The 24,442-nt window shown below is 33.2% G+C and carries 27 protein-coding genes; 18 read left to right on the top strand and 9 right to left on the bottom strand.

The window, feature by feature from the left end; all coding sequences use genetic code 11:
- The first annotated feature begins 18 nt into the window (after positions 1-18).
- Positions 19-1,023 (top strand): class 1 fructose-bisphosphatase, encoded by a 1,005-nt coding sequence (gene fbp, locus ABD859_RS03140; RefSeq protein WP_345140134.1) that lies wholly within the window; start codon positions 19-21, stop codon positions 1,021-1,023.
- Positions 1,024-1,225: 202 nt separating this feature from the next.
- Here the strand turns inward: fbp and ABD859_RS03135 are convergent, their stop codons facing one another.
- Positions 1,226-1,657, bottom strand: coding sequence for a tellurite resistance TerB family protein (locus ABD859_RS03135; protein WP_012022623.1), 432 nt, complete (start codon positions 1,655-1,657; stop codon positions 1,226-1,228).
- Between the two features lie 168 nt (positions 1,658-1,825).
- On the opposite strand from ABD859_RS03135, the gene ABD859_RS03130 reads away from it, so the two are divergent.
- The 5 genes from ABD859_RS03130 to ABD859_RS03110 all read left to right on the top strand — a co-directional run bounded on the left by ABD859_RS03130 (position 1,826) and on the right by ABD859_RS03110 (position 5,222).
- Positions 1,826-2,419 carry a HupE/UreJ family protein gene (locus ABD859_RS03130; protein WP_345140127.1) on the top strand — a complete coding sequence of 198 codons (594 nt, stop codon included), beginning with the start codon at positions 1,826-1,828 and terminating at the stop codon, positions 2,417-2,419.
- A 5-nt stretch (positions 2,420-2,424) separates the two neighbouring features.
- The gene (locus ABD859_RS03125; protein WP_073410592.1) at positions 2,425-2,856 is read left to right on the top strand and encodes a deoxycytidylate deaminase; all 432 of its coding nucleotides are present in this window, start codon (positions 2,425-2,427) and stop codon (positions 2,854-2,856) included.
- Complete coding sequence (locus tag ABD859_RS03120; protein ID WP_345140122.1) at positions 2,856-4,433, top strand: S41 family peptidase; 1,578 nt, start codon at positions 2,856-2,858, stop codon at positions 4,431-4,433. Before ABD859_RS03125 ends, ABD859_RS03120 begins: the two co-directional genes overlap by 1 nt.
- Positions 4,434-4,450: 17 nt before the next feature.
- The gene (locus ABD859_RS03115) at positions 4,451-4,816 is read left to right on the top strand and encodes a nuclear transport factor 2 family protein (RefSeq protein ID WP_345140120.1); all 366 of its coding nucleotides are present in this window, start codon (positions 4,451-4,453) and stop codon (positions 4,814-4,816) included.
- Between the two features lie 88 nt (positions 4,817-4,904).
- Complete coding sequence (locus ABD859_RS03110; RefSeq protein ID WP_345140117.1) at positions 4,905-5,222, top strand: hypothetical protein; 318 nt, start codon at positions 4,905-4,907, stop codon at positions 5,220-5,222.
- 106 nt (positions 5,223-5,328) lie between these two features.
- On the opposite strand, the gene ABD859_RS03105 is transcribed toward ABD859_RS03110, so the two are convergent.
- The 3 genes from ABD859_RS03105 to ABD859_RS03095 form a co-directional block, all read right to left on the bottom strand.
- Positions 5,329-5,934: an FAD-dependent oxidoreductase gene (locus tag ABD859_RS03105; RefSeq protein ID WP_345140115.1), complete on the bottom strand. Its 606-nt coding sequence runs from the start codon at positions 5,932-5,934 to the stop codon at positions 5,329-5,331.
- 2 nt (positions 5,935-5,936) lie between these two features.
- Complete coding sequence (locus tag ABD859_RS03100; RefSeq protein ID WP_053472508.1) at positions 5,937-6,137, bottom strand: hypothetical protein; 201 nt, start codon at positions 6,135-6,137, stop codon at positions 5,937-5,939.
- A gap of 106 nt (positions 6,138-6,243) precedes the next feature.
- Positions 6,244-6,822 (bottom strand): MarC family protein, encoded by a 579-nt coding sequence (locus ABD859_RS03095; RefSeq protein ID WP_345140111.1) that lies wholly within the window; start codon positions 6,820-6,822, stop codon positions 6,244-6,246.
- Between the two features lie 307 nt (positions 6,823-7,129).
- On the opposite strand from ABD859_RS03095, the gene ABD859_RS03090 reads away from it, so the two are divergent.
- The 3 genes from ABD859_RS03090 (at position 7,130) to ABD859_RS03080 (ending at position 11,686) form a co-directional block, all read left to right on the top strand.
- The gene (locus ABD859_RS03090; protein ID WP_149206151.1) at positions 7,130-7,699 is read left to right on the top strand and encodes a DUF3109 family protein; all 570 of its coding nucleotides are present in this window, start codon (positions 7,130-7,132) and stop codon (positions 7,697-7,699) included.
- 350 nt (positions 7,700-8,049) lie between these two features.
- Entirely contained in the window at positions 8,050-9,027 is a 978-nt protein-coding gene (locus tag ABD859_RS03085; protein WP_345140106.1) for a ribonucleotide-diphosphate reductase subunit beta, read from the top strand.
- A gap of 265 nt (positions 9,028-9,292) precedes the next feature.
- Complete coding sequence (locus tag ABD859_RS03080) at positions 9,293-11,686, top strand: ribonucleoside-diphosphate reductase subunit alpha (protein ID WP_345140104.1); 2,394 nt, start codon at positions 9,293-9,295, stop codon at positions 11,684-11,686.
- 457 nt (positions 11,687-12,143) lie between these two features.
- On the opposite strand, the gene ABD859_RS03075 is transcribed toward ABD859_RS03080, so the two are convergent.
- From ABD859_RS03075 to ABD859_RS03055, 5 genes are all read right to left on the bottom strand, one after another.
- On the bottom strand, positions 12,144-12,569 hold the full coding sequence (locus ABD859_RS03075) for a hypothetical protein (RefSeq protein ID WP_345140103.1): 426 nt from the start codon (positions 12,567-12,569) through the stop codon (positions 12,144-12,146).
- 67 nt (positions 12,570-12,636) lie between these two features.
- Positions 12,637-12,873: a hypothetical protein gene (locus tag ABD859_RS03070; RefSeq protein WP_345140102.1), complete on the bottom strand. Its 237-nt coding sequence runs from the start codon at positions 12,871-12,873 to the stop codon at positions 12,637-12,639.
- Between the two features lie 205 nt (positions 12,874-13,078).
- Positions 13,079-13,780, bottom strand: a complete 702-nt coding sequence (locus ABD859_RS03065; protein WP_345140100.1) for a hypothetical protein — start codon at positions 13,778-13,780, stop codon at positions 13,079-13,081.
- 50 nt (positions 13,781-13,830) lie between these two features.
- Positions 13,831-14,274 (bottom strand): SMI1/KNR4 family protein, encoded by a 444-nt coding sequence (locus ABD859_RS03060; protein WP_345140097.1) that lies wholly within the window; start codon positions 14,272-14,274, stop codon positions 13,831-13,833.
- 48 nt (positions 14,275-14,322) lie between these two features.
- Entirely contained in the window at positions 14,323-14,865 is a 543-nt protein-coding gene (locus ABD859_RS03055; RefSeq protein ID WP_345140094.1) for an imm11 family protein, read from the bottom strand.
- A gap of 310 nt (positions 14,866-15,175) precedes the next feature.
- Here ABD859_RS03055 and ABD859_RS03050 point away from each other — a divergent pair, with 310 nt between their 5' ends.
- From ABD859_RS03050 to rsgA, 9 genes are all read left to right on the top strand, one after another.
- The gene (locus ABD859_RS03050) at positions 15,176-16,573 is read left to right on the top strand and encodes a DUF1800 domain-containing protein (RefSeq protein ID WP_345140091.1); all 1,398 of its coding nucleotides are present in this window, start codon (positions 15,176-15,178) and stop codon (positions 16,571-16,573) included.
- Positions 16,574-16,585: 12 nt separating this feature from the next.
- Positions 16,586-17,749, top strand: a complete 1,164-nt coding sequence (locus tag ABD859_RS03045) for a DUF1501 domain-containing protein (RefSeq protein WP_345140089.1) — start codon at positions 16,586-16,588, stop codon at positions 17,747-17,749.
- A 196-nt stretch (positions 17,750-17,945) separates the two neighbouring features.
- Positions 17,946-18,152 carry an addiction module protein gene (locus ABD859_RS03040; RefSeq protein ID WP_345140086.1) on the top strand — a complete coding sequence of 69 codons (207 nt, stop codon included), beginning with the start codon at positions 17,946-17,948 and terminating at the stop codon, positions 18,150-18,152.
- Positions 18,152-18,454 carry a type II toxin-antitoxin system RelE/ParE family toxin gene (locus ABD859_RS03035; protein WP_345140083.1) on the top strand — a complete coding sequence of 101 codons (303 nt, stop codon included), beginning with the start codon at positions 18,152-18,154 and terminating at the stop codon, positions 18,452-18,454. The genes ABD859_RS03040 and ABD859_RS03035 overlap by 1 nt, the downstream gene beginning before the upstream one ends.
- A gap of 427 nt (positions 18,455-18,881) precedes the next feature.
- A complete protein-coding gene (locus ABD859_RS03030) occupies positions 18,882-19,709 on the top strand; it encodes a prephenate dehydratase (protein ID WP_345140080.1) in 828 nt (275 codons plus the stop codon).
- 85 nt (positions 19,710-19,794) lie between these two features.
- A complete protein-coding gene (locus tag ABD859_RS03025) occupies positions 19,795-20,940 on the top strand; it encodes a pyridoxal phosphate-dependent aminotransferase (protein WP_345140077.1) in 1,146 nt (381 codons plus the stop codon).
- A 152-nt stretch (positions 20,941-21,092) separates the two neighbouring features.
- Positions 21,093-21,953, top strand: coding sequence for a prephenate dehydrogenase (locus ABD859_RS03020; RefSeq protein WP_345140074.1), 861 nt, complete (start codon positions 21,093-21,095; stop codon positions 21,951-21,953).
- A 13-nt stretch (positions 21,954-21,966) separates the two neighbouring features.
- Entirely contained in the window at positions 21,967-23,049 is a 1,083-nt protein-coding gene (locus ABD859_RS03015) for a bifunctional 3-deoxy-7-phosphoheptulonate synthase/chorismate mutase type II (protein WP_095928247.1), read from the top strand.
- Positions 23,050-23,332: 283 nt separating this feature from the next.
- Positions 23,333-24,310: a ribosome small subunit-dependent GTPase A gene (gene rsgA / locus ABD859_RS03010; RefSeq protein WP_345140070.1), complete on the top strand. Its 978-nt coding sequence runs from the start codon at positions 23,333-23,335 to the stop codon at positions 24,308-24,310.
- Positions 24,311-24,442: the final 132 nt, after the last annotated feature.

Genomic DNA, 24,442 nt, shown 5'->3' with positions numbered 1-24,442 from the left:
AACTATAACGATATAGCAATGGAAGAACGCAATAAAACACTGGGAGAGTTTATTATTGAGAACCAAAAAGCATTTCAGTATTCGTCGGGAGAACTTTCCCGAATTATCAACTCTATACGTTTGGCGGCAAAAGTCGTAAACTATAAAGTTAACAAAGCAGGTTTAGTGGATATTATTGGCGCCGCCGGCGAGCAGAATATTCAGGGCGAAGACCAGCAAAAATTAGATGTCTATGCAAACGAAGTATTTATCCAGACGTTAATAAACCGTGAGATTGTCTGTGGTATTGCTTCAGAAGAAAACGACGATTTTATAACAGTTCAGGGGAGCGACAACTGTCATAATAATAAGTACGTGATCTTAATGGATCCGCTAGACGGATCTTCAAACATTGATGTAAATGTTTCTGTGGGAACTATTTTTTCTGTTTTTAGAAGAATTACGCCAATAGGAACTCCGGTAACAAGCGAGGATTTTTTACAACCGGGAGTCAATCAAGTTGCAGCAGGCTATGTAATTTATGGAACTTCAACCATGTTAGTGTATACAACCGGTTTTGGTGTAAATGGGTTTACGTTAAATCCGGCAATTGGTACATTTTACCTTTCACATCCTAATATGAAGTTTCCTGAAAACGGAAATATCTATTCTGTAAACGAAGGAAATTATGTTCATTTTCCGCAGGGAGTAAAAAATTACATTAAATACTGCCAGCGTGAAGAAGAAGATCGCCCGTATACTTCACGATATATAGGAAGTTTAGTTGCCGATTTTCACCGAAACATGATTAAAGGAGGAATTTATATATATCCAACAAGTTCAAAAGCGCCAAAAGGGAAATTACGTTTATTATACGAATGTAATCCAATGGCATTTATAGCTGAGCAGGCGGGAGGAAAAGCAACAGATGGTTTTGGAAGAATTATGGAAATCCAGCCAACTGAACTGCACCAAAGAGTTCCTTTTTTCTGCGGAAGCAAAAGCATGGTAGAAAAAGCGGAGGAATTTATGGCAGCTGAGTAGAGTGTTCAGTGTTTAGATTTTTAGTGTTCAGACTTAACCGAAATTATTCTAAAGGTTTTAAAAACTTTTTTTTTCGGTTAATTATAAAAAAGAACCCGACAGATTTTTAAAATCTGTCGGGTTCTATATTTTAGTTAGAATTCAATTTCAAGAATCAGCATATAGACTGAACACTAAAAACCTGAATACTGAACACTAAAAATTACTTATTCATATTCTCCATTTCAAAAAGGAAAGTATCTAAATCTACTTTTTTATCGATTAGAGATAATGCTTTTGAAACAATATAATTTACGTTGCCCGGAGTAAATCCTAAAGCTAATCCCATACGGTTTAACATAACTTCCTGCTGATCTCCTAAGTGGTGATCTACGTGAACCATTCTTGCTAAATCATATAAACGTTCTAAACGCTGTGTATATAAATAAGGCGGGTTTATTGGGTGTTTCCACGGATCTTTAAGGATCTCTTTATATTCGTCTTCTGAAATTTGTAATGTTGAAGCAATTTTATCCAAAAATTCCTGTTCTTCCGGGCTTATTTTACCGTCAGCAAATGCAACACGCACAATTGCAGAGAAATGACCTCTGTTTCTTTGTTTGAATTCGTTATCAAATAATTCTGAAAATGGCATAATTAATAAGTTTTTATTGAACAAATATAGGTCTATTTTTAAATTATTGATTTTAAATTTCTCATAAAATTTAACTTATTTTTATTGTACGATTTGATAATGCAAATCTTTAATTATCAAAATTAATTGTAAGTTTACAACCCCTAATTATTTAATTTTCTATTCCCTATGTCACAATTTTGGATTTATTTTCAAATAGGCTTAAAGCATGTGCTTGATATTAATGCTTACGACCATGTTCTTTTTTTAATTGCTTTAACGGTTCCTTACCTTTTTAAAGACTGGAAAAGGATTTTTCTTTTAGTTTCAGTTTTTACAATTGGACATACCATTGCTTTAATCCTTTCAGTTTACGGAATCGTAGCCATAAAGGTAAATCTGGTCGAATTTTTAATTCCTATTACGATTTTAATAACAGCTCTTTATCATTTATTTACGGCAGGAAAGACCTCAAAAAATGATAGCATAAATCTGGTATTTTTTATAACTTTATTCTTTGGTATTATTCACGGTTTAGGATTCTCAAATTACTTCAAAACAATTTTAGGAGGTTCTGCATCGTCAAAATTGTTACCTTTGGGAGAGTTTGCCTTAGGTATCGAAGCAGCACAGTTAATTGTTGTTTTTGTTGTTTTGGTAATATCATATATAGTGCAGACAGTTTTTCGTTTTTCAAAACGCGACTGGGCGCTGGTAATGTCGGCTTTTATTATTGGAGTAGTAATTCCAATGATTATCGAAAGTCCTATTTGGAACAGATAAAATAAATGGAAGTAAAAAAATTAAATAAATACGATAAAGCCTATTTGCGAATTGCTAAAGAATGGAGTCTTTTATCGTATTGCAAACGTAAACAGGTTGGTGCGATTATCGTAAAAGACAGAATGATTATTTCTGACGGTTACAACGGAACACCTTCCGGATTTGAAAATTGCTGTGAAGACGAAGACGGATTAACGCGCTGGGATGTACTGCACGCAGAGGCAAATGCAATCCTGAAAGTAGCCAGATCAACACAATCCTGCGAAGGCGCAACATTATATATTACACTTTCGCCTTGTAAAGAATGCAGTAAATTAATACACCAGTCTGGTATCAAAAGAGTGGTGTATAAAGACGGATACCGAGATGATGCCGGAATTCAGTTTTTAATAAAAGCGGGTGTCGAAGTAGAACATATTCCTGTTTTAGAAGAATAATGAAATTTAATCCCAAATATCTGCCAATTGTTATTGGAGCGACTTTTGCTCTGGGAACCGTGATAGGAAGTTTTACAAATGCTTCCGCAGATGATCAGCTTTTGGCTAAAAATTACTCAAAAACCAAGCTGAATAAACTTATTGATTTTATCAATACTGAATATGTTGACAGCGTTAATACAGATTCTATAGTTAATCTTACTGTCGATAATATACTCTCAAAATTAGATCCGCATTCTGTTTATATTCCGCCAAGCGAACAAGCTGAGGTTGCCGAAAGCATGAAAGGTGATTTTGTTGGAATTGGAATTAATTTCTACATGTACAAAGATTCTGTTGCTATTATAAAACCAGTCGAAAACGGACCTTCGGCAAAAGCGGGATTAAAATCCGGAGACAGAATCCTGTTTGCAGGAAAAACAAAATTATACGGCAGAAGACTTCCTTCTGATAGTTTGTTTTCTAAATTAAAAGGAATAAAAGGATCTGAAATCGAATTGACAGTTTTTAGAAAATCGGAACAAAAGAAGCTGAAATTTAAAATTAAAAGAGATGTTATACCAATTAAAAGTGTTGATGCTTCTTTATTAATTGGAAATAATACAGGTTATATCAAAATCAATCGTTTTGCCGAAACTACTTTTAATGAATTTAAAACAGGTTTAACCAGATTAAAACAAAAAGGAATTCAGTCGCTTGTAATTGATCTTCGCGATAACGGAGGCGGTTATATGGAAGAAGCCATTGCTATTGCCGATGAATTCTTAAAAGATAAACAGCTGATTGTTTTTACTAAAAACAAAAACGGAACTACAGAGAAAACATACGCGACAAAAGCAGGAAGTTTTGAAACGGGAAAAGTATTTGTTTTAATTAACGAAAACAGTGCTTCTGCAAGCGAAATTCTGGCTGGCGCTATTCAGGATAATGACCGTGGTACTATTGTAGGACGTCGTTCTTTTGGAAAAGGTTTAGTACAGCGCGAAATGGATTTTAACGACGGATCTGCCGTTCGTTTAACCGTGGCGAGATATTATACGCCAACCGGACGTTCAATTCAAAAACCATATAAAAAAGGAAACGAAGAATATTTTAAAGAATCAGAATCTAGAATTGCAACCGGAGAATTGTATGCAAAAGACAGTATAAAAGTCGCAGATTCTTTAAAATTTAAAACGCCAAAAGGAAAAATCGTATACGGCGGAGGCGGAATCGTTCCGGATGTTTTTGTTCCAATGGAAGCTGAACATGGAAATGAAAATGTGGCTTATCTGCTTCAAACCGGAATTGTAGGACATTTTGTTTTTGAAGAATTAGACAAAGATCGTGATGCTTTTGCAGGACTTAAGTTTAATGAGTTTTTAGAAAAAATGAAAACTTCTGATGCTTATTTTAAAAAGTTTAAAAACTATATACTAATGACTGGCTTAGATCTTAAATTAGATAAAACCAAAGCATTGGTAAATAGATACATTACAGCAGAATTTGCACGTCAGTTATATGGAGAAATGTATTATTATGATGTTATTTTAAAAGATGACGCTATGATAAAAGCAATCCAGAATCCTAAGAAATAACGCTAAATCCTTATTTAATGGAAAAAGAAACAATTGTTACTGCCGAGATTGAACTTTTAACAGCAATTAAAAATTCAGACATTTCCGTTTTAGATCAAATGCTTCATGATGATTTACTTTTTAATATGCCGGACGGACAAACTATTACCAAAGATTTTGATTTAAATGCTTACCGTTCCGGAAAAATGAAAATTGACTCTCTGGAGGCTTCAGATCAAATTATTAATGTAATCAATAATTCGGCTGTAGTTGCTGTTACTATTTCATTAAAAGGTAATTACGATAATAATCCCATACAAGGAGTTTTCAAATACATTAGAGTCTGGAAAGAATTTGAAAGCGGTTTAAAAGTTATTGCCGGAAGCTGTGTTCAGCTGGCATAAAATTTGACTCTAAAATAATAGTAAATTAAAATAAAACTTAGCGAAACTTACGCCAATGAAAGCGTACTTTGCGGGTAAAATCTAAAATATGAAAAATCTAAAAAAAATTGGTGTCATTGTTCTTTTAATGACTTTTATAGTTTCTTGTAATTCTGTAAAAAACAATAGTGTTGATACTGTTTCTGGTAAAGTCGAATCGATTGAATCAGGAAAAGACGGTTATACTGCAAAAGTTAATACAGATACAAAAGAAGTATATTTTGCGACAATCAGCATTGTAAATGTAGGCGGACCTCAAAATTACAAACAGCTAAAAATTGGTGATGTGGTTTCGCTAAAAGGAGAAATCTGGAAAACAGATGACGAAAAACATATAAAAGTTACACAGATTGTGTCAGTAAAATAACTGCAGACATAAATCATTCTAACCATTAAGAGATTAAGGAATTTAGCTCAAAGCTTAATAAACTTAATCTCTTAATGGTTTTATTTTTATAGTAAACTTATTTTGATTATCGAATACTGTCGTGCGAGTGAGTCTGAGTGCCGTTATTCCACAAAGTAAGAATATCTGTTGCAACAGCAGCACCGCTTCCGGCTGCAATGGCTAACTGGCTTCTCCAGCCGGCTAAAGTTCCAATTACATAAATACCATCGGCTACTTTATGATCTTCATTTTTAAGTTGAATACGCTGTTTTTCCGGCAATGCTTTTTTATGAGGCTCAACATACTGCATTAAACCTTCAATATCAAAAGTATTGGCAGAACCAATTCCTATTACAATATTTTTTGTTTGATAAGAATTTTTATTCGTAACAACAGTAAAGGAAGGAAAAGAACCTTCAATTCGTATTACTTTTTCATTTGCAATCTGATCGATATGCGGATAAGACGCAGCTAAGTCCTGAGTGCTTTCTGTAAGGAGTTCAGAACCTAATTTACCTGGCGTTATGCCATAAGCATTGTAGAAAATTGCCTCTTGTAAAGAAGAGTTTTTCTGATGCGTAAAAATTCCGATTTTTTTGTCGGTAACAAAAGCTTTTTTATTGGCAGATCCCAAGACCAAGGCGCAAGACATTCCTGATACGCCCCCGCCGATAATTAAAACGTCAAACATTACTATCTGCCGTTTGTTTTTTCTTCAATTCTTTTTGAAATTCTAAAAATCAAAAGAATCAATACGGCGCAAAAAGAAGCTGCAATTCCAATAAAAGCTACCATACTGTCACCCTGAAAAGGATTTGTAAAGTCTAATAGCGTAATATTAAAAACAATTAAAGCTAATGCTAAAAGCACTAAGATTGAAGTGAAGATTTTCATATTGGTTGTTTGTTTTATCTAAAAATATCAAAGTAAAACTTTAATAAAAAATGTCTTAAAGTTGTATTTTATAAATTTATTGGGGGTAAAAGTATAAAAATAATTGTTAGACAAACAAACCTTTAACATTAGCAGCGAATAATTTAACAGCAATTGCCAAAAGTATCACTCCAAATGTCTTGCGAACTACGCCAAGACCGTTTTCTCCTAACAGATTTTCTATTTTTTTAGAAGACTTTAAAACCACATAAACCAATATAATATTGAGTAAAATTGCGATGATAATATTAATAGTATGAAACTGAGATCGCAGTGAAAGTAATGTTGTCATAGTTCCGGCTCCTGCAATTAATGGAAACGCTAACGGAACAATAGAAGCGGAGCCTGGTTCTTCATCACGATAAATTCTGATTCCTAAAATCATTTCCAGCGCCAGAAAAAATAACACAAACGATCCGGCAACGGCAAACGAATGAACATCGATACCTATTAAGTTTAATAATCCTTCTCCAACAAACAAGAAAACAATCATAATTGCACCGGCAACAATCGAAGCTTTTTCAGATTCGATATGACCAACTTTGGCTCTTAAATTCACAATAATAGGAATAGAACCTACAATATCAATTACGGCAAAAAGCACCATACTAACTGTAATGATTTCTTTTAAATCGATTTCTAACATATCGCTTTGATTTTTAAGGTTTAAAAAACTGCTGCAAAAGTAGATAATAAAGTTAGGTGTTTTTTCAATACAATGTATTTTTGTTATAAAAACATGTTTTATTGGTTAAAAAAGTGATATTTATAACAATTCTGGTTTTAATTATAAAGTATCGTAAAAATACTCAGCAAAGATTCATAAAGATATAATTCAAAAATCAGCATTGAGATCTTAATTATAAAACCTTTGTGACCTTGAGGTTCAATTTAGAATCAATATCTGTTTTCTTTGACTATCTTTGCATTTTATTAAAATACAGTATAATATCATGTTTCAGTTAGGGAAAACTATTATTTCAGAAGACATTCTGGAAAAAGAATTTGTTTGCAATTTGTCTGCTTGTAAAGGAGCTTGTTGTGTTGATGGTGATGCGGGTGCGCCTTTAAATGAGGCTGAAACCAAAATATTAGAAGAAATTTATCCTAAAGTAAAACCTTTTTTGCGTAAAGAAGGAATCGAGGCAATCGAAGCACAAGGAACCTGGGTAACAGGAACCGATGGTGATCTTGAAACACCGCTTATTGATAACAAAGACTGCGCGTATGTGATTTTTGACGGCAAAACTGCTCTTTGCGGTATCGAGCAAGCTTATAATGAAGGAATCGTAGATTGGAAAAAACCTGTTTCTTGTCATTTATATCCAATCCGCGTAAAAGACTTTACAGAATTTGCAGCAGTAAATTATGACCGATGGGATATTTGCGATGATGCTTGTTCTTTAGGTAAAGAATTAGAAGTTCCTGTTTATAAATTTGTCAAAGAAGCGCTTATTAGGCGTTTTGGAGAAGACTGGTATTTGGAACTTGAAAAAGTAGCTCAGGAACTTAAAAATTCTTAAAAAAAAAGCGCTCTTCAACAGACTACATTTATAGTCTTTTTGACTACATATTTTGACTCAAAAAAATTAAGTTTTAACTCAAAAAAAACTTTTTAAAACTTAATTAAATTTCTTGTTTTTTATATTTAAAATTCTATATTTTACGGGGCTTCAGGACGTAATTAGTGGTTTTAAATGATTCATTTCCAGTAAATTAATTATTGTATGAAAAACGTTTCAAAAAATTAACGTTGTTAAAAACTCAGTCAGATTGTGAATAAGTTTGACTTTCATTTTTGACGTTAATTGACAATCTTTGTAGTCTATTGAATTAGCAAAAAATTCGGTATAAAAATTAAACAAAAATTGTCATGTCTCAAGTAGAACCAATCTTACAAGAAAATAAAAATCGTTTCGTTATTTTTCCTATCAAACATCATGATATTTGGGAATGGTATAAAAAAATGGAAGCTAGTTTCTGGACTGCTGAAGAAATCGATTTACACCAGGACTTGACAGATTGGAATAACAAACTTAATGACGACGAAAGATATTTCATTAAACATATTTTAGCATTTTTTGCTGCTTCTGACGGAATCGTAAATGAAAACCTTGCTGAGAATTTTGTTAACGAGGTTCAATATCCTGAAGCAAAATTTTTCTATGGATTCCAAATCATGATGGAGAATATTCACAGTGAGACGTATTCTTTATTAATTGATACTTATGTAAAAGATGATAATGAAAAAGCTGAGCTGTTTAATGCTTTAGAAGTTTTTCCTGCAATTAAGAAAAAAGCAGAATGGGCTTTAAAATGGATCGAATCTGATTCGTTTGCCGAAAGACTTATTGCTTTTGCTGCAGTTGAAGGAATATTTTTCTCAGGCGCTTTCTGTTCAATTTATTGGTTAAAAAAACGTGGTCTTATGCCAGGTTTAACGTTTTCTAATGAGTTGATTTCTCGTGACGAAGGCGTACATTGTGATTTTGCAGTTCACCTGCACAATCACCATTTGGTAAACAAAGTGCCAAAAGAAAGAATCAAAGAAATTATTGTCGATGCTTTAGATATCGAAAGACAGTTTATTACAGAATCTCTTCCGGTAAGTTTAATTGGTATGAACGCTGCTTTAATGACGCAGTATTTAGAGTTCGTTGCTGATAGATTATTAGTAGAATTAGGTTGTGAGCGTGTTTACGGATCAGCAAATCCATTCGATTTCATGGACATGATTTCATTACAAGGAAAAACTAATTTCTTTGAAAAACGTGTTGCAGAGTATCAAAAGTCAGGTGTTATGAACAATGACAGCGATGCTCAGAAAATTTCATTCGATGCAGATTTTTAGGTAACAAAAAATACTTTTAGCGCCTGCTCTTCAAGAGACGCTGAAAAAAGATTACAAAATATTTTTTAAGGTTGAATCTCTTTCCCCAAGTCGCAGATTCAATAGCAATTTTTGACGCATTTAAATTCGGATTTCGAATTTGAAACAAGTAACTATTGAGAATTTGGTAATTCTCAAAAAATAATTTAAAAACACGCAATGTTTAAGTGCTGGAGTTCGTTCTCTAGTTACTTTCATTTTTTCAATAACTATAAAAGGTAAGCTTATGTATGTAGTAAAAAGAGATGGCCACAGAGAGCCCGTAATGTTTGATAAGATTACAGAAAGAATCAAAAAATTGTGTTACGGCTTAAATGAGCTCGTAGATCCTGTAAAGGTAGCCATGAGAGTTATCGAAGGATTGTATGATGGGGTTTCGACTTCTGAACTGGATAATCTTGCAGCAGAAACGGCGGCTTCTATGACTATTGCGCATCCTGATTATGCACAATTAGCAGCACGTGTGGCAATTTCAAATTTACATTCAAATACAAAAAAATCTTTCTCTGAAACGATGAAAGACATGTATAACTATGTGAATCCAAGAAATAACCAAGATGCGCCATTAATTGCTGATGACGTATTTAAAGTGATTCAGGAAAACGCTGCTTTTTTAGATTCTCATATTATTTATACAAGAGATTTTAATTACGATTACTTTGGTTTTAAAACTCTGGAGCGTTCGTATTTATTAAAAATAAACGGAAAAATCGTTGAGCGTCCACAGCACATGTTAATGCGTGTATCTGTTGGAATTCACTTAGACGATTTAAAATCGGTTATTGAAACGTACGATTTAATGTCTAAAAAGTTCTTTACGCATGCAACGCCAACGTTGTTCAATGCAGGAACTCCAAAACCGCAAATGTCTTCTTGTTTCCTTTTGGCAATGCAGGATGATAGTATTGACGGAATCTACGATACATTAAAACAAACAGCAAAAATTTCGCAGTCAGCGGGAGGAATTGGACTTTCTATTCATAACGTTCGTGCAACCGGATCTTACATTCGTGGTACAAACGGAACTTCAAACGGAATTGTTCCAATGCTGCGTGTTTTTAACGATACAGCTCGTTATGTAGATCAAGGAGGAGGAAAACGTAAAGGAAGTTTTGCGATTTATATTGAAACATGGCATGCTGATATTTTTGATTTCCTGGATTTGAAGAAAAACCATGGAAAAGAAGAAATGCGTGCAAGAGATTTATTCTTCGCGATGTGGACTTCTGATTTATTCATGAAACGTGTTCAGGAAGATTCTACTTGGACATTAATGTGTCCAAACGAATGTCCAGGATTATATGATGTTTACGGAGAAGAATTCGAAAAATTATATACCGATTACGAATTCCAAAATAAAGGAAGAAAAACAATCCGCGCTCGTGAGTTATGGGAGAAAATTCTGGAATCACAAATCGAGACCGGAACACCATATATGTTGTACAAAGATGCAGCAAACCGTAAATCGAACCACAAGAATTTAGGAACAATCCGTTCTTCAAACTTGTGTACAGAGATTATGGAGTTTACATCTAAAGATGAAATCGCAGTTTGTAACTTAGCTTCGATCTCATTGCCAATGTTTATTGAAAACGGAAAATTTGATCACGAAGCACTTTACAATGTTACAAAACGTGTAACCCGCAACTTAAATAAAGTAATCGATAGAAATTACTACCCGGTAAAAGAAGCTGAAAATTCAAACTTACGCCACCGTCCGGTTGGATTAGGAGTCCAAGGTTTGGCAGATGCTTTTATCATGTTGCGTATGCCGTTTACAAGTGATGAGGCGAAAAAACTGAATCAAGAAATTTTCGAAACTTTATACTTTGCAGCCGTAACCGCTTCTATGGAAATGGCAAAAGAAGAAGGACCATATTCTACATTCGAAGGATCTCCAATGTCACAAGGAGAATTCCAGCACAATATGTGGGGAATGAAAGATGAAGAATTATCTGGTCGTTGGGACTGGGCTTCATTAAGAAAAGAAGTTGTAGAGCACGGAGTTCGTAACTCATTATTAGTTGCGCCAATGCCAACAGCATCGACTTCTCAGATTTTAGGAAACAACGAAGCTTTCGAACCATATACTTCAAACATTTACACTCGTCGTGTATTATCTGGAGAATTCATCGTAGTAAACAAACATTTACTTCACGATTTAGTCGAAAGAGGATTGTGGAACGAAACATTGAAACAAGAAATCATGCGTCATAACGGATCTGTTCAAAACATTGATGTTATCCCGCAAGACTTAAAAGAACTATATAAAACAGTATGGGAAATGTCGATGAAAGATATTATCGATATGTCTCGTCAAAGAGGTTATTTTATTGACCAGTCTCAATCGCTGAACTTGTTCATGCAAGATGCGAACTATTCTAAACTTACGTCAATGCACTTCTACGCTTGGCAGTCTGGTTTAAAAACTGGAATGTATTACTTGAGAACAAAAGCGGCTGTAGATGCGATTAAATTCACTCTTAATAACGATAAAAAAGAGGAAACAGCACCTTCTTTAGTTCAGGAAAGTGAAGCAATCAGCGTTGAAGACTACAAAGCAATGTTATTAAAAGCACAAGCAGCAGATCCTGAGGATTGTGAAATGTGTGGATCTTAATAATTTTAGATTTTAGAATGCAGATTTTAGATTTTTAAAAACTGCATCTTAATATATTAAGCAGTTATCATTTTTTGGTAACTGCTTTTTTTGTTTAGTTGATTTATGCTTTTTCGACAATCTTGTCATTTCGAGGAACGAGAAATCTTCGTAAGTGGCTCCGTAAAGTATTTTGCCAATCTTTGTAGATCTTCTTACGGAGATTTCTCCTTCGTCGAAATGACATAAAATACGTTTATTACGGTCTGATCTTATTAACGATCTTTGTCAAAGTTTTAAACTTTGACAAAGATTTGAGTATATAAATCATAATTCATTAAGATTTTTAATAGAGGATTTCCCAAAAATAGGATCTTCAATAAGACCAGATAATAATTTTAGAACTTGAAGATGAAAATGTGGTTATAGAGTTCTATAAAGAAGCAGATAGCCTGGGTGTTAATTGTAGATTTTTAGGTTAATTGATTTGATTTATTACGTTCGTTAAATCGTTTTTTATTTTTGCACAGAAATCTGAATTTTCGACAGATTCAGGTAAAATAAGAAAGTAATAATAAATGTTATTAAATAGAAATTCTATTTCATAAGGATCGAAACCAGAGTATTCATCTAATTTTGTTAGTAGAGCTTTTCCGTTTAAGTTCACTTTCTTTGCTTCGATGCAAAAGCAGCCTTCATTATTCTTACCCAAATTGTATCCTTCTTTTTCGTGTTGTTGAAGCATTGCTGAATTTCTATAGGTAAATAATGATTCTTCTTCTTTAAATTTATTATATCTGTATAGATACCCCATCTCAACTATTTTTCTTTTTAGAGCATCAAAAACAATATCAATACTTTTATTGCTATAAAAACCGTAAAAAACTCCTGTGAATTCAGCCATGCGTTGTGATTTTAATCTTGGATAAAATTATGAGACAAAATAAATCTGTTTAATCCTGATGATGTTATTAGATAAGTGCGTTAATAATATCATTACCGTCATAAATTAATAAATCTCCAAATGACAAATTAACTCTACCATTTATAATATTTGCACCAAACATAAATCTTTTGCCTGGTGTTTTCCAATATGCTGTGTCAATATTTTGGAGAGCAAATTCTTTTTTACACATTAAAGACGGTTGCCCGCTTTTATACCAGAATACGATATGTGAATTTCTGCCAATTTTTGTTTTTTTAACCATTGTTGATTTTTATCTAAATCAAAATCAGACAAACAGGTGGGTGCAAATTCATAATTGGAAGAAAGGTTTCCTGTTGCATCCCACAGAAGATTAGATAGATATTTGTCGAATTCATTAGAGTCATCAATTGAAATAATGACAGCATCATTATGTAACCATGATTTTAAATGTGAGTGATCTATGTAATTCATGTTTTTTTTAATAATTAGTTTTCTTCCGCAATTCCCATTTTTCTTAATTTCATAAGTCCGTCAAATATAGGTTTGTGATATCTGGCATCTCTTCCTAATGGAGTTATTAATACTATATCTTCTTCTTGAGAACGTAAAAACATTTGTAATATAAAATATAAATCCGAATGTTCTTTTTGGAAATTTGAATCTAACATTTCGATAGAATTAAACTTTTCTCTTTTTATTACTACTTGTGTTTTATTATCGCGTTTAATGATATCAGCTGGAATGCCTTCACATGAAAAATTAAGAAACTTTGCTTCAGATATGTCTAATGCCCAATCTGTTTTGGAGTAAAAATCCTGTCTTAAAGAGTCTAATTTTTTTTGAATTTCCGGTTTGTCGTAGAGATCAAAACCAGAATTGTTTATTTTAATATTACCTATTTTTCCTTTTAAAGTTACATGATCAAATAACGCTGACCATATTAATAATATATCCCCGGTATTTAAATTATCGATCAATACATTTTTTAAATATGAAGGTCCAATTATACAACTTTTGGCTTGACAATTGGATAATGTCACATTTTTGATAGTTGATAACATTTCTATGTTCTTTGACAAGGATAAAGAACAGTTGTCAAAAATACATTCATTAAAAGATAAATTTTGAAATATATTTCCACCATCATCATGGGGTAAAAACATTTTTTTATTCTCAATGGTTTTCATCTTATGTATGAAAAAATAATTGTTTTAAAATTTACTGAGCTAAGTATAAATCAATCAGGCTGGGTTTGTTCTAATATTTTGATAAAATCATCAAATGACTTTGCAATGAGGTAAGTGTTTTTGCTGTCGCTGGATTCTTCAAAGAAATATGAATGATCATAAAAATAAATTCCATTATTTATGTTGTCATTTAGCAAAAGTATAAAAGCGCCACCGGCATCACGGCCAATTAAAATACTGTTTTGAGGAATATCTTCGAAATATTCTGTATTTATATCAATAATATTAATAGATCTGGTTACTGATACTCCATAGAAAATTCCCATTAATGCTTTTTGATTCAGTTCTTCAATCCAGAAATAACCATCAATAATTCTTGCCCCGTCATTTGTTTGTATAAAATTTTTATAATCATTGGGAAGAGATATAGAAAATTTGCTTTCTATAATTTGTATATTTTCATCATTTCCGGCTGAAATTACTTCTATCTTCATTTTGTGTTATTTTAGATTTCTTTCTTAAATTAGTATTCATGGCTGTTCTTAAAAAGCAATACCTGCATTTGTAAATTTCAAACCAGTTATATTTGCTTCATTCATTGCGTCTATAAATTTCTGTGTACAATAGTAAAAAGAGCTAAATTTTTTGTCACGAAAAATTTCATTATCGCCAATATTTTCTAATCTAAATTTCATTGTGCCATTTCTAAATGAATTCATAAAATCTTCATGCGATATTGCTTCATGCTCAATTACATTTACAGATTTAACGATATTGGCAATGTAAAAGCTTTGATTCAATTCAGGGGTATTTATTTCTAAATATTCAATGCTGTTTCTGGAAAGGTTCATGAGAATGTCTTTATGACGATTTTCGATCATCAATACACTAGAATTATAACAACTTGCAGTAAAATCAGTTTTACGTTTGTCAGTTTTCTTTCTCGGATCTTTAAATAAAAAATAATCACATATTTTCCAGTCTTTAATTAACGACCCGCCATCAGTGCTTGTTAAGCCAGTATTATCAGCTGGTAGTAAAAATCTATAATTGTCATAATCAGATCCAATTTTATAAATATTCATTTTGGAATTTGTATTTAAGTTATTGTGCAAATATCTGCTTGTTAAAAGAAGCTTTTAGCCTGAAAAAGGTTTTATAATAATAAGTTAGGATATTTTCAATAGTTTTTTGTTTGTGGGATATTCACGTTTTTCGAACCTGCTATACTGTAACATTTCAATTTAAAACAACAATATCCCCAAAAAACCTTCGTTTAAAACTATTACCAAATACTTTCAAATCTCAGCACCTTAGAACCTCAGTGACTTAGCTTCTTTAAAAAATTAAACCTTTTAAAGAGAACGAAGTCTTATTAGTAATAATTTCCAAATTATGAAAAAGAGCAGTCTTTGGTCCTTACGTTTAGGTTTCTCTGGTAAAGAAGCCGAAAAGATAGAAAAACTCGGATTAGAAAAATTCCTAAAGCATTCTTACGATTCAAAATTTGACAAAGGACTGCCGGATTTTCTGCAGGACGATCCTAAAACTTTGGCGGAATTGAAAAAACTTCGAGAATCGATTAAAAATGCCGATTCAGAATTCAAAAAGAAAGCTTTAAAGAAAGAAGTTTACTCTAATATTGAACTCAAGAAATGGTGGATCAACAAAATGCGAACAGACGAATTTCCGCTTCGCGAAAATATGGTCTGCTTTTGGCACAATCACTTCGTGTCGACTTCGCAGAAAGTAAAGGTCAATTACTGGATTTATCAGCACAATATGATTTTACGGGAAAATGCTTTTGGCAATTTTAAAGAATTAACCAAACAGATTCTCAAATCAAATGCGATGGTAAGATATCTCGATAACGGAGATAATAAAAAAGGAAAAGTCAACGAAAACCTCAGTCGTGAATTGCTGGAATTATTCACGATCGGAATTGGAAATTATTCAGAAGAAGATATTAAAAACGGCGCCAAAGCTTTAGCAGGTTTAAATGTGGGCGATGACGGCGCAGTTTACAGAAAAAACATAGAAGACAACAGCGATAAAACCTATTTCGGGAAAACCGGAAATTGGAAATCCGATGATTTAGTTGAAATTATTTTTGAACAGAAAAACATTCCGTATCTCATTACCCGAAAATTACTGAAATGGTTTATCTATGATAACCCGCCAGAAAAATTGGTAACGTATTATGGCGATTATCTCCGAAAAGTAAAATTTGAAATCGAACCTTTGCTGACCAAGATTTTTACCGAAGAATATGCAAAAGAAAATGCCGGAAGTAAAATTAAAAATCCACTGGTTTATATTCTGCAATTAACGGATGAACTGCAAATGGAAGATTTTAACAATGGCATGGTACAATATTTCCTAAAACAGCAGGGAATGGATTTGTATAATCAAACCAATGTGAAAGGATGGGACGGAGGGAATTCATGGCTGACTTCGCAGATTTATTTACAACGAAATAATACTTCAGATTTGCTTTGTAAAGGACGAACGATCACGGGGAAATTTCTAAACAAAATGAGTGCTGATTCTGAAAAACCTGTTTTGGAAATGAATAAGGTTAAAGTAAAAGTTCAGTTTGATGACACTGGAAACAATAAAACGATAATTTCTGAATTGTCAGATCGATTGCTTTTTAAAACAAACGAATCGATTCAAAAAGACATGGAAAATCTTTTGAAATACGATTTTGATCCAAAAGAGCCTAATGCCGATGCTGCTGTAATTCGGTTATTCAATTACATTACCAAACTGCCCGAATATCAATTAATTTAAAAGTTTGAAATCATGAACAGAAGAACTTTTTTAACACTTACAGGAACTTTTACTGGCGGAATGCTTGTCCTTCCGGATTTTCTTCACGCTTTTGGAACACAGCAAAATTTAATAGTGGGCGAGCAATGCATTGTTTTTGTACAGTTGAATGGAGGAAACGACGGACTGAATACTTTTATTCCGTATGACGATCCTTTATATTATGATTTGCGAACAAAAATTGCTTTAAATAAAGATGCTGTTGTCGGAAAAAATAAAGGAATGGCATTTCATCCGTCATTAAAAGACTTTGCCCAAATGCAGCAAAACGGAGATTTAACCGTGATTCAAAATGTGGGTTATCCAGAGCCTGTTCGTTCGCATTTTAGAAGTCAGGAAATTTGGCAGACGGCCGTAGATTCTAATAAATATGTAAACGAAGGCTGGCTTGGGCGTTATTTGGATTTACAATGCAACGGACATCAGCCAACAGCGGGCGTGAATCTAGATTCGATTGATAATCTGGCTTTAAAAGGAATTGAACCGAATTCTATTACCGTAAAAGATCCGAATCGATTTAAAGTGAAAGGCGGAATTGAAGATTCAAAATTATCAGATAATCCGCAATTAGATTTTGTTCGAAAAATCGCCAATTCAGTCACCGAAGGTTCAGATGAAATTCAGAAAGCATTGTTGAAATCAAAATCAGAAACCAGTTATCCAAAAACCGAATTATCCAAAAACTTAGAATGGATTGCGCGTTTGATAAAAGGAAATTTGAATTCAAAAGTATATTACACCTCTTTAAATGGATTTGATACCCATGATAATCAGCTGGCGATTCATGAAAGAAAATTGACAGATTTAAACGATTCGCTTTTTAGTTTCTACAAAGATTTAAAACAAGCGAATCTGCTTCAAAATGTAACGATAGTAGTTTTCTCAGAATTCGGCCGACGCGTAAAAGACAACGGCAACGGAACCGATCACGGAACTGCGGCGCCAATGTTCATTATCGGCGGCAATAATAAAGGAACAATTCTAGGCCGAAATCCAAACTTAGCAGACTTAGACAACGGTGATTTAAAATACGAAACTGATTTTAGGAGTGTCTATGCCTCTTTATTAAAAGAAAAACTTGATTTCGATTACACCAAAATTGGAATTAAGAATAAAGTGGTTTCTGGATTGTTTTAATTTTTTTTGCCGTGAATTTCACGAATTCCACTAATTTTTACTTGGGATTTGTGTCAAATGATTTGAGAAATTAAATTTGAACCGACAATAATTCGTGCCAATTTGTGAAATTCGCGGCGAAAAAACTAATCTGACATCAAGATTATTTTCATTATTAAATTTGCGTAAATTTGTAATCAATGAAATTTTATTAATTATGGAAATTAAAAACTTGTCTCAATACAGTAATGCCGAAAAAATAATTCTGGCCGAACAATTGTGGGATAGCGTGTCTAAAGAAGAATTGAACATTTCCAGTGAAGTTGAAAAAGAACTTGATATTAGACTAAAAAATTTAGAAGAAGGTAAAACCGAATTATATACATGGGATGAGATAAAAGCTCATTTAAAATCTATTAGATAGTGACTAATATTCGTTTTACAAAAGAAGCTTTGTTCGATATCGAGGACATTGTACTATGGTACGAAGAGCAAAGAATCGGATTGTCGTATGATTTTGAATTGTGTCTCGAGGCTGGATTAGATACTCTTGTGCGAAATCCAGATGCATTTCAAAAAAGATATAAAACAGTAAAAGTTCGTTTCATTTCAAGATTTCCATACGGAATACATTATAAATTTGAAAAGAACGAAATAATAGTAATAGGTGTTTTTCATACTTCCCGTTCACCTAAAAATTGGTCAAAGAGATTAGGTTTAAAATAAACATGAATCTTTTTTAATTTGTTTGAAATTAGAGAAATTGATTTTAAAATCACAAAGATTTGCGCTAATTCGTGAATTCGCGGCGAAAAAAAACTCACAACCTTAGCAGCTTAGTATCTCAGCAGCTTCAAAAAAAAGCCTATTTTTTTACATTATCATACAAAACCTGCTAAATTTGTTAAGAAATCCTTTTTTGTTTCATAAAATGCAATATTTTTTTTGGAGGGGTGAAAATAATTTATACATTCGCAGAGAATTTAAACAATAAGACAAACAAAATGGCAAGTAACCGTTTTTATTTTAGCAACAATTTTTATTTCTTCTTTAGTAGAAGTCAGGATTGTGCTATGGTTATTTGAGATCAAATTTTAAGACAAATAAAACTAATATACAATCCTGATGCAAATCAGGATTTTTTTTTGACTATATGACAACGAAAATTGCAATACAAGGTATTAAAGGATCATTTCATCATCAGGTTGTAAAAGAGTATTTCTCTGAAAATGTAGATATTGATGAATGTTTATCTTTTGAAGAACTGATCGACAGCCTTATTGCCGGAAAATCTGATCAGGCCGTAATGGCGATCGAAAACTCGATTGCAGGTCCGATTATCCCGAATTATGCCTTGATAGACAAGAATAATTTACACATAATTGGAGAGCATTATTTAAATATTCAGCAGAATTTAATGGCTTTAAAAGGTCAGAAAATTGAAGATATAAAAGAAGTTCATTCGCACCCAATGGCACTTTTACAGTGTATGGATTTTTTGAAACAATATCCAAATATCAAATTGGTTGAGGATAAAGATACGGCAGAAACTGCAAGAAGAATTCAGGAAAAACAGTTAACCGGAATTGCAGCAATTGCAAGCCAGACAGCTGCCGATATGTACGATCTTGATATTATTGCACCAGCGATTCAAACGATCAAAAACAATATGACTCGTTTCGTAATCATTAAAAAGCAAAATTCATTTTTGCCGGAAAGCGAGATAAACAGAGCTTCAGTAAAATTTGAATTGGATCATAAAAGAGGAAGCCTTGCAGCGGTTTTAAATGTAATGAGTGACTGCAAACTGAATTTGACAAAAATCCAGTCGCTTCCAAAAATTGAAACGCCTTGGAAATATTCATTTTTCGTAGACGTAACATTCGAGAAATACGAAGATTATGCAAAAGCAAAAGCCTTATTAACCATAATGGCAGAATATTTTAAAGTGCTTGGGGAATATAGAAATACAAGGCCATAAATGGCAAATTTCAATTTTTTAAAATACCAAATTCCAATCCTTCGGGATTAAAAAATAAAACTGAAAAAGAGAATAAATAAGAATCATGATAACAACAGCAAAACGATTAGACACAGTTGAAGAATACTACTTCTCATCAAAACTAAGAGAAGTGAGACAACTGATGTCTGAAGGAAAACCGATCATCAATATGGGAATTGGAAGCCCTGATTTGAGTCCGTCGAGCGCCGTAATTGAAGCAGTAGCTTCGGCAATTCAGGACGAGAATGGGCATGGTTATCAAAGCTATCAGGGATTACCAGAAATGAGACAGGCGATGGCGGATTTTTATAAAGATCAGTTTGGCGTTGCAGTGAATCCGAATAATGAAATTTTACCATTAATGGGTTCAAAAGAAGGAATTATGCATATTTCGCTGGCTTTTTTAAACGAAGGCGATCAAGTTTTAATTCCGAATCCAGGTTATCCAACTTATACTTCGGTAACCAATTTGGTAGGAGCAGTTCCGGTGTATTATGATTTGAAAGAAGAAAACAGCTGGGAACCAGATTTTGAAGCTCTGGAAAAATTAGACCTTTCGAAAGTAAAATTAATGTGGCTGGGTTATCCGCACATGCCGACAGGGGCGAGAGGAAGTTTAGCGTTATTTGAAAAATTGGTTGCTTTTGCTAAAAAACACAATATATTATTGATCAACGACAATCCGTATAGTTTTGTTTTGAATGATAAACCGATGAGTTTATTGCAGGTTGAAGGTGCAAAAGAGGTGGCTTTAGAATTGAATTCATTAAGTAAAACATTCAACATGGCAGGCTGGAGAGTAGGAATGGTTTTAGGAAATCCGGAAATTATCGACGCCGTCCTAAAAGTAAAAAGCAACATGGACAGCGGAATGTATTACGGAATCCAAAAAGGTGCGATTGCAGCTTTAAAATGTGATAAATCCTGGTTTGAAGACAATAATAAAATTTACAGACGAAGAAGAGAATTAACCGAAAAACTTGCAGAAAAATTAAACTGCAAAGTTTATAAAGAAGGAGTTGGATTGTTTGTTTGGGCAAAACTTCCGGAAGGAATCGAATCATCAGAAAAGTTCATTGACGAAATATTATATGAGAAACATATTTTCATCACACCGGGAACCATTTTCGGAAGCAACGGTGAAGGTTATATCAGATTCTCATTGTGTGTAAAAGAAGAAAAAGTACAAGAAGCAATTGAACGATTTTAAAAATTTTAGATTTTAGAATGTAGATTTCAGATTTTCGCTGTAGTTTGTCATTTCGACGAAGGAGAAATCTCCGCAAGAAACTCGACAAAGATTGGAGTTTGGAATTTTAAAATTTGGAATTTTTAGAAGCGATGCTTCTAAATAAAAAAAATATGAAAGTATACGTAATAGGAATAGGGTTAATAGGAGGTTCGATGGTGTTGGACATCAAAGGACGTTATCCTGAAGCGACTATTTTAGGAATCGATAATAACGAAAAACATTTGCAGCAGGCAATTGAACTTGGAGTTATTGACGAAGCAGGCAAAATGGAAGATTTAAAAGATGCCGATTTTGTAATTGTTTCGGTTCCTGTAGATGTAGCGCTGACGGTTTTACCAAAAGTACTGGATTCAGTCGGAGACAAAACAATTGTTTTTGAAGTAGGATCGACTAAAAAGCCAATTTGCGAAGCAGTAGCGAATCATCCAAAAAGAAGAAATTTTATTGCGACGCATCCCATTGCCGGAACGGAATTTTCGGGACCAGCGGCGGCAATAAGAGGTTTGTTTCAGGGAAAAACGAATATCATTTGCGAAGTGGAAAAAACCACTTTTAAACTGCAGGAAAAAGCATTGAATCTTTTTACCTCAATCGGGATGAGAATTCGATATATGGATCCGGTTTCACACGATAAACACATAGCTTATGTTTCGCATTTATCGCACATTAGTTCGTTTATGCTAGGAAAAACGGTGATGAATAAGGAAAAAGACGAACAGGATATTTTTGACATGGCGGGAAGTGGATTTGAAAGCACGGTTCGTCTCGCAAAAAGTTCGCCGGCCATGTGGACACCAATTTTCAAACAAAACAAAGAACACGTTCTGGAAACATTAGAAGAATATATATCAAATCTCAGTCGGTTTAGAGATTTGCTGAAGGACGAAAATTACAATGCCATTTTTGAAGAAATGGAAAGCACAAATAAAATAAAAGAAATACTAAACGGATTAACAACAACTAAAAAGTAAAATTAAAATTAAGATGGAAAATAAGAAAGAAATGAGAAAGTGGTTAGAAGATTTCAATTTAAATCACCCACTTGTGATAGCTGGACCTTGTAGTGCAGAAACTGAAGATCAGGTTTTGAAAATTGCTCACGAATTAAAAGATTCTAAAGTAAGCGTTTTCAGAGCTGGAATCTGGAAACCAAGAACTCGTCCGGGAGGATTTGAAGGTGTTGGTGAAATTGGATTAAAATGGTTACAAAAAGCAAAAGCTGAAACTGGTTTATTAATGGGAACTGAGGTTGCGACTGCAGCTCACTGTAAACTAGCTTTAGAACACGATATCGACGTATTATGGGTTGGAGCTCGTACAACGGCAAACCCTTTCGCAGTTCAGGAAATTGCAGATACTTTAAAAGGAACTGATAAAATTGTTTTAGTTAAAAACCCAGTAAACCCAGATTTAGCTTTATGGTTAGGTGGTGTTGAGCGTTTACATATGGCAGGTATTGAGAAATTAGGAGTTATCCACAGAGGTTTCTCTACTTACGAAAAAACAAAATACAGAAACATTCCAGAATGGCAGATTGCTATCGAATTGCAAAATAAATTCCCTGATTTACCATTAATCATTGACCCATCTCACATTACTGGAGATCGTAAAATGATTTTCGAAGTAACTCAAGAAGCTTTAGACTTGAACTACGACGGTATGATTATCGAAACGCACTACGATCCAGACAATGCTTGGTCTGATGCTGCGCAGCAAGTAACTCCAGATTCTTTGAAACAAATCATTAAAGATTTGACAATTAGAAAAACGGATGATACTACAGACGAGTACAGCCAAAAAATGACAAAACTAAGAGCTAACATCGACGTTCTTGATGCTAATTTATTAGAGCTTTTAGGAAAACGTATGAAAGTAGCTGACGAAATTGGTCAGGTGAAAAAAGATGCTAACGTTGCGATTCTTCAAAACAACCGTTGGAACGAAATCTTAGGAAAAATGATTCTTGAAGGTGAGAAAAAAGGTCTTACTGAAGAATTCGTTTTAAGAATGTTCAAAGCGATCCACCAAGAAAGTATTGGACACCAAGAGAAAATTTTCAACGCATAATTTTCTTTAAATCATATAAGTGATATAAGTTAATTTGGGTTTATTAAGATGAATTTCTAAATTTTCTTATAACATTAATTGAAAATAGATTGTTTTTTTTAAATCCTCAACACTTTTAAAAGAGAGTTGGGGATTTTTGTTTGTGTAGGTTATTAAATTTACTCTTCGTTACATTCACTTATATAACTGATATGGTTTTCAAATATTCATTTATCTTTGCAAAAGATTTAAGGTTTACTTTAAAATCTAAAATCAGAAATCTAAAATCAACAATTTGAATTGAATGACAGGAACCGTTTATAAATCTACAGGAAGCTGGTATACCGTAAAATCTGAAAATGGAGATTTTGTGGAATGCCGTATGAAAGGGAAATTCAGAATTAAAGGAATCAAAAGTACCAATCCTATTGCTGTGGGCGATATTGTAGATTTTGAATTGGATGAAACTTCAGATGCTGTAACGGGAACAATTCACAATATTCACGAACGTAAAAATTATATCGTTCGTAAATCGGTTAACTTGTCTAAGCAGATTCATATTATTGCATCTAATATCGATCAGGTTTTTCTTTTAATTACGATCGATAATCCGCCTACAACCACAAGTTTTATTGATCGTTTTTTGGTTACTGCGGAAGCTTACGGAATTGAAGCCATTCTTGTTTTCAATAAAATCGATACTTTAACTGAGCAGACTTTAGACGATCAGCTTTATCTGCAGCATATTTATTCTGAAATAGGATATAAATGCCTCCGAATTTCATCAACAGAAAATAAAGGAGTTGATAAACTAAAAGAAATGATGATTGGTAAAGTAAGTATGTTTTCTGGACATTCAGGTGTGGGAAAATCAACTTTAGTCAATGCTTTAGAGCCAAGTCTTCATTTAAAAACTTCTGTGATTTCAGAACAAAGCAAACAGGGACAGCATACTACAACTTTTGCAGAAATGTATGATTTATCTTTTGATGCACGAATTATCGATACACCCGGAATTAAAGGTTTCGGAATTGTCGATATGGAACCAACAGAAATCAGCGGTTATTTTCCGGAATTTTTCAAATTAAAAGATCAATGCAAATTCAATAACTGTCTGCATAAAGAAGAACCCCATTGCGCTATAAAAGCAGCTTTAGAAAAAGACGAAATTGCCTGGTCACGTTACAACAGCTATCTTAAAATATTGGAAGGTGATGAAGAACATTACCGCACCGATATTTATGGCGAAGATCGTGCAGCGAGTGATGAAACTAGAAAGTAGAATTTTTAAATTCCAATTTCAATCTTTGTCAATAAAAATCCCAAATTCCAATGCAGTATATTGTAAAAATGCACTGCATTGCATCAACGCCTATAATCCGTAAAATCCTTTAATCTGTGGCATTAACCACAA

This window comes from Flavobacterium ginsengiterrae (assembly GCF_039539785.1).
Classification (GTDB): domain Bacteria; phylum Bacteroidota; class Bacteroidia; order Flavobacteriales; family Flavobacteriaceae; genus Flavobacterium; species Flavobacterium ginsengiterrae.
This window is presented reverse-complemented; position numbering and strand designations above follow the sequence as displayed.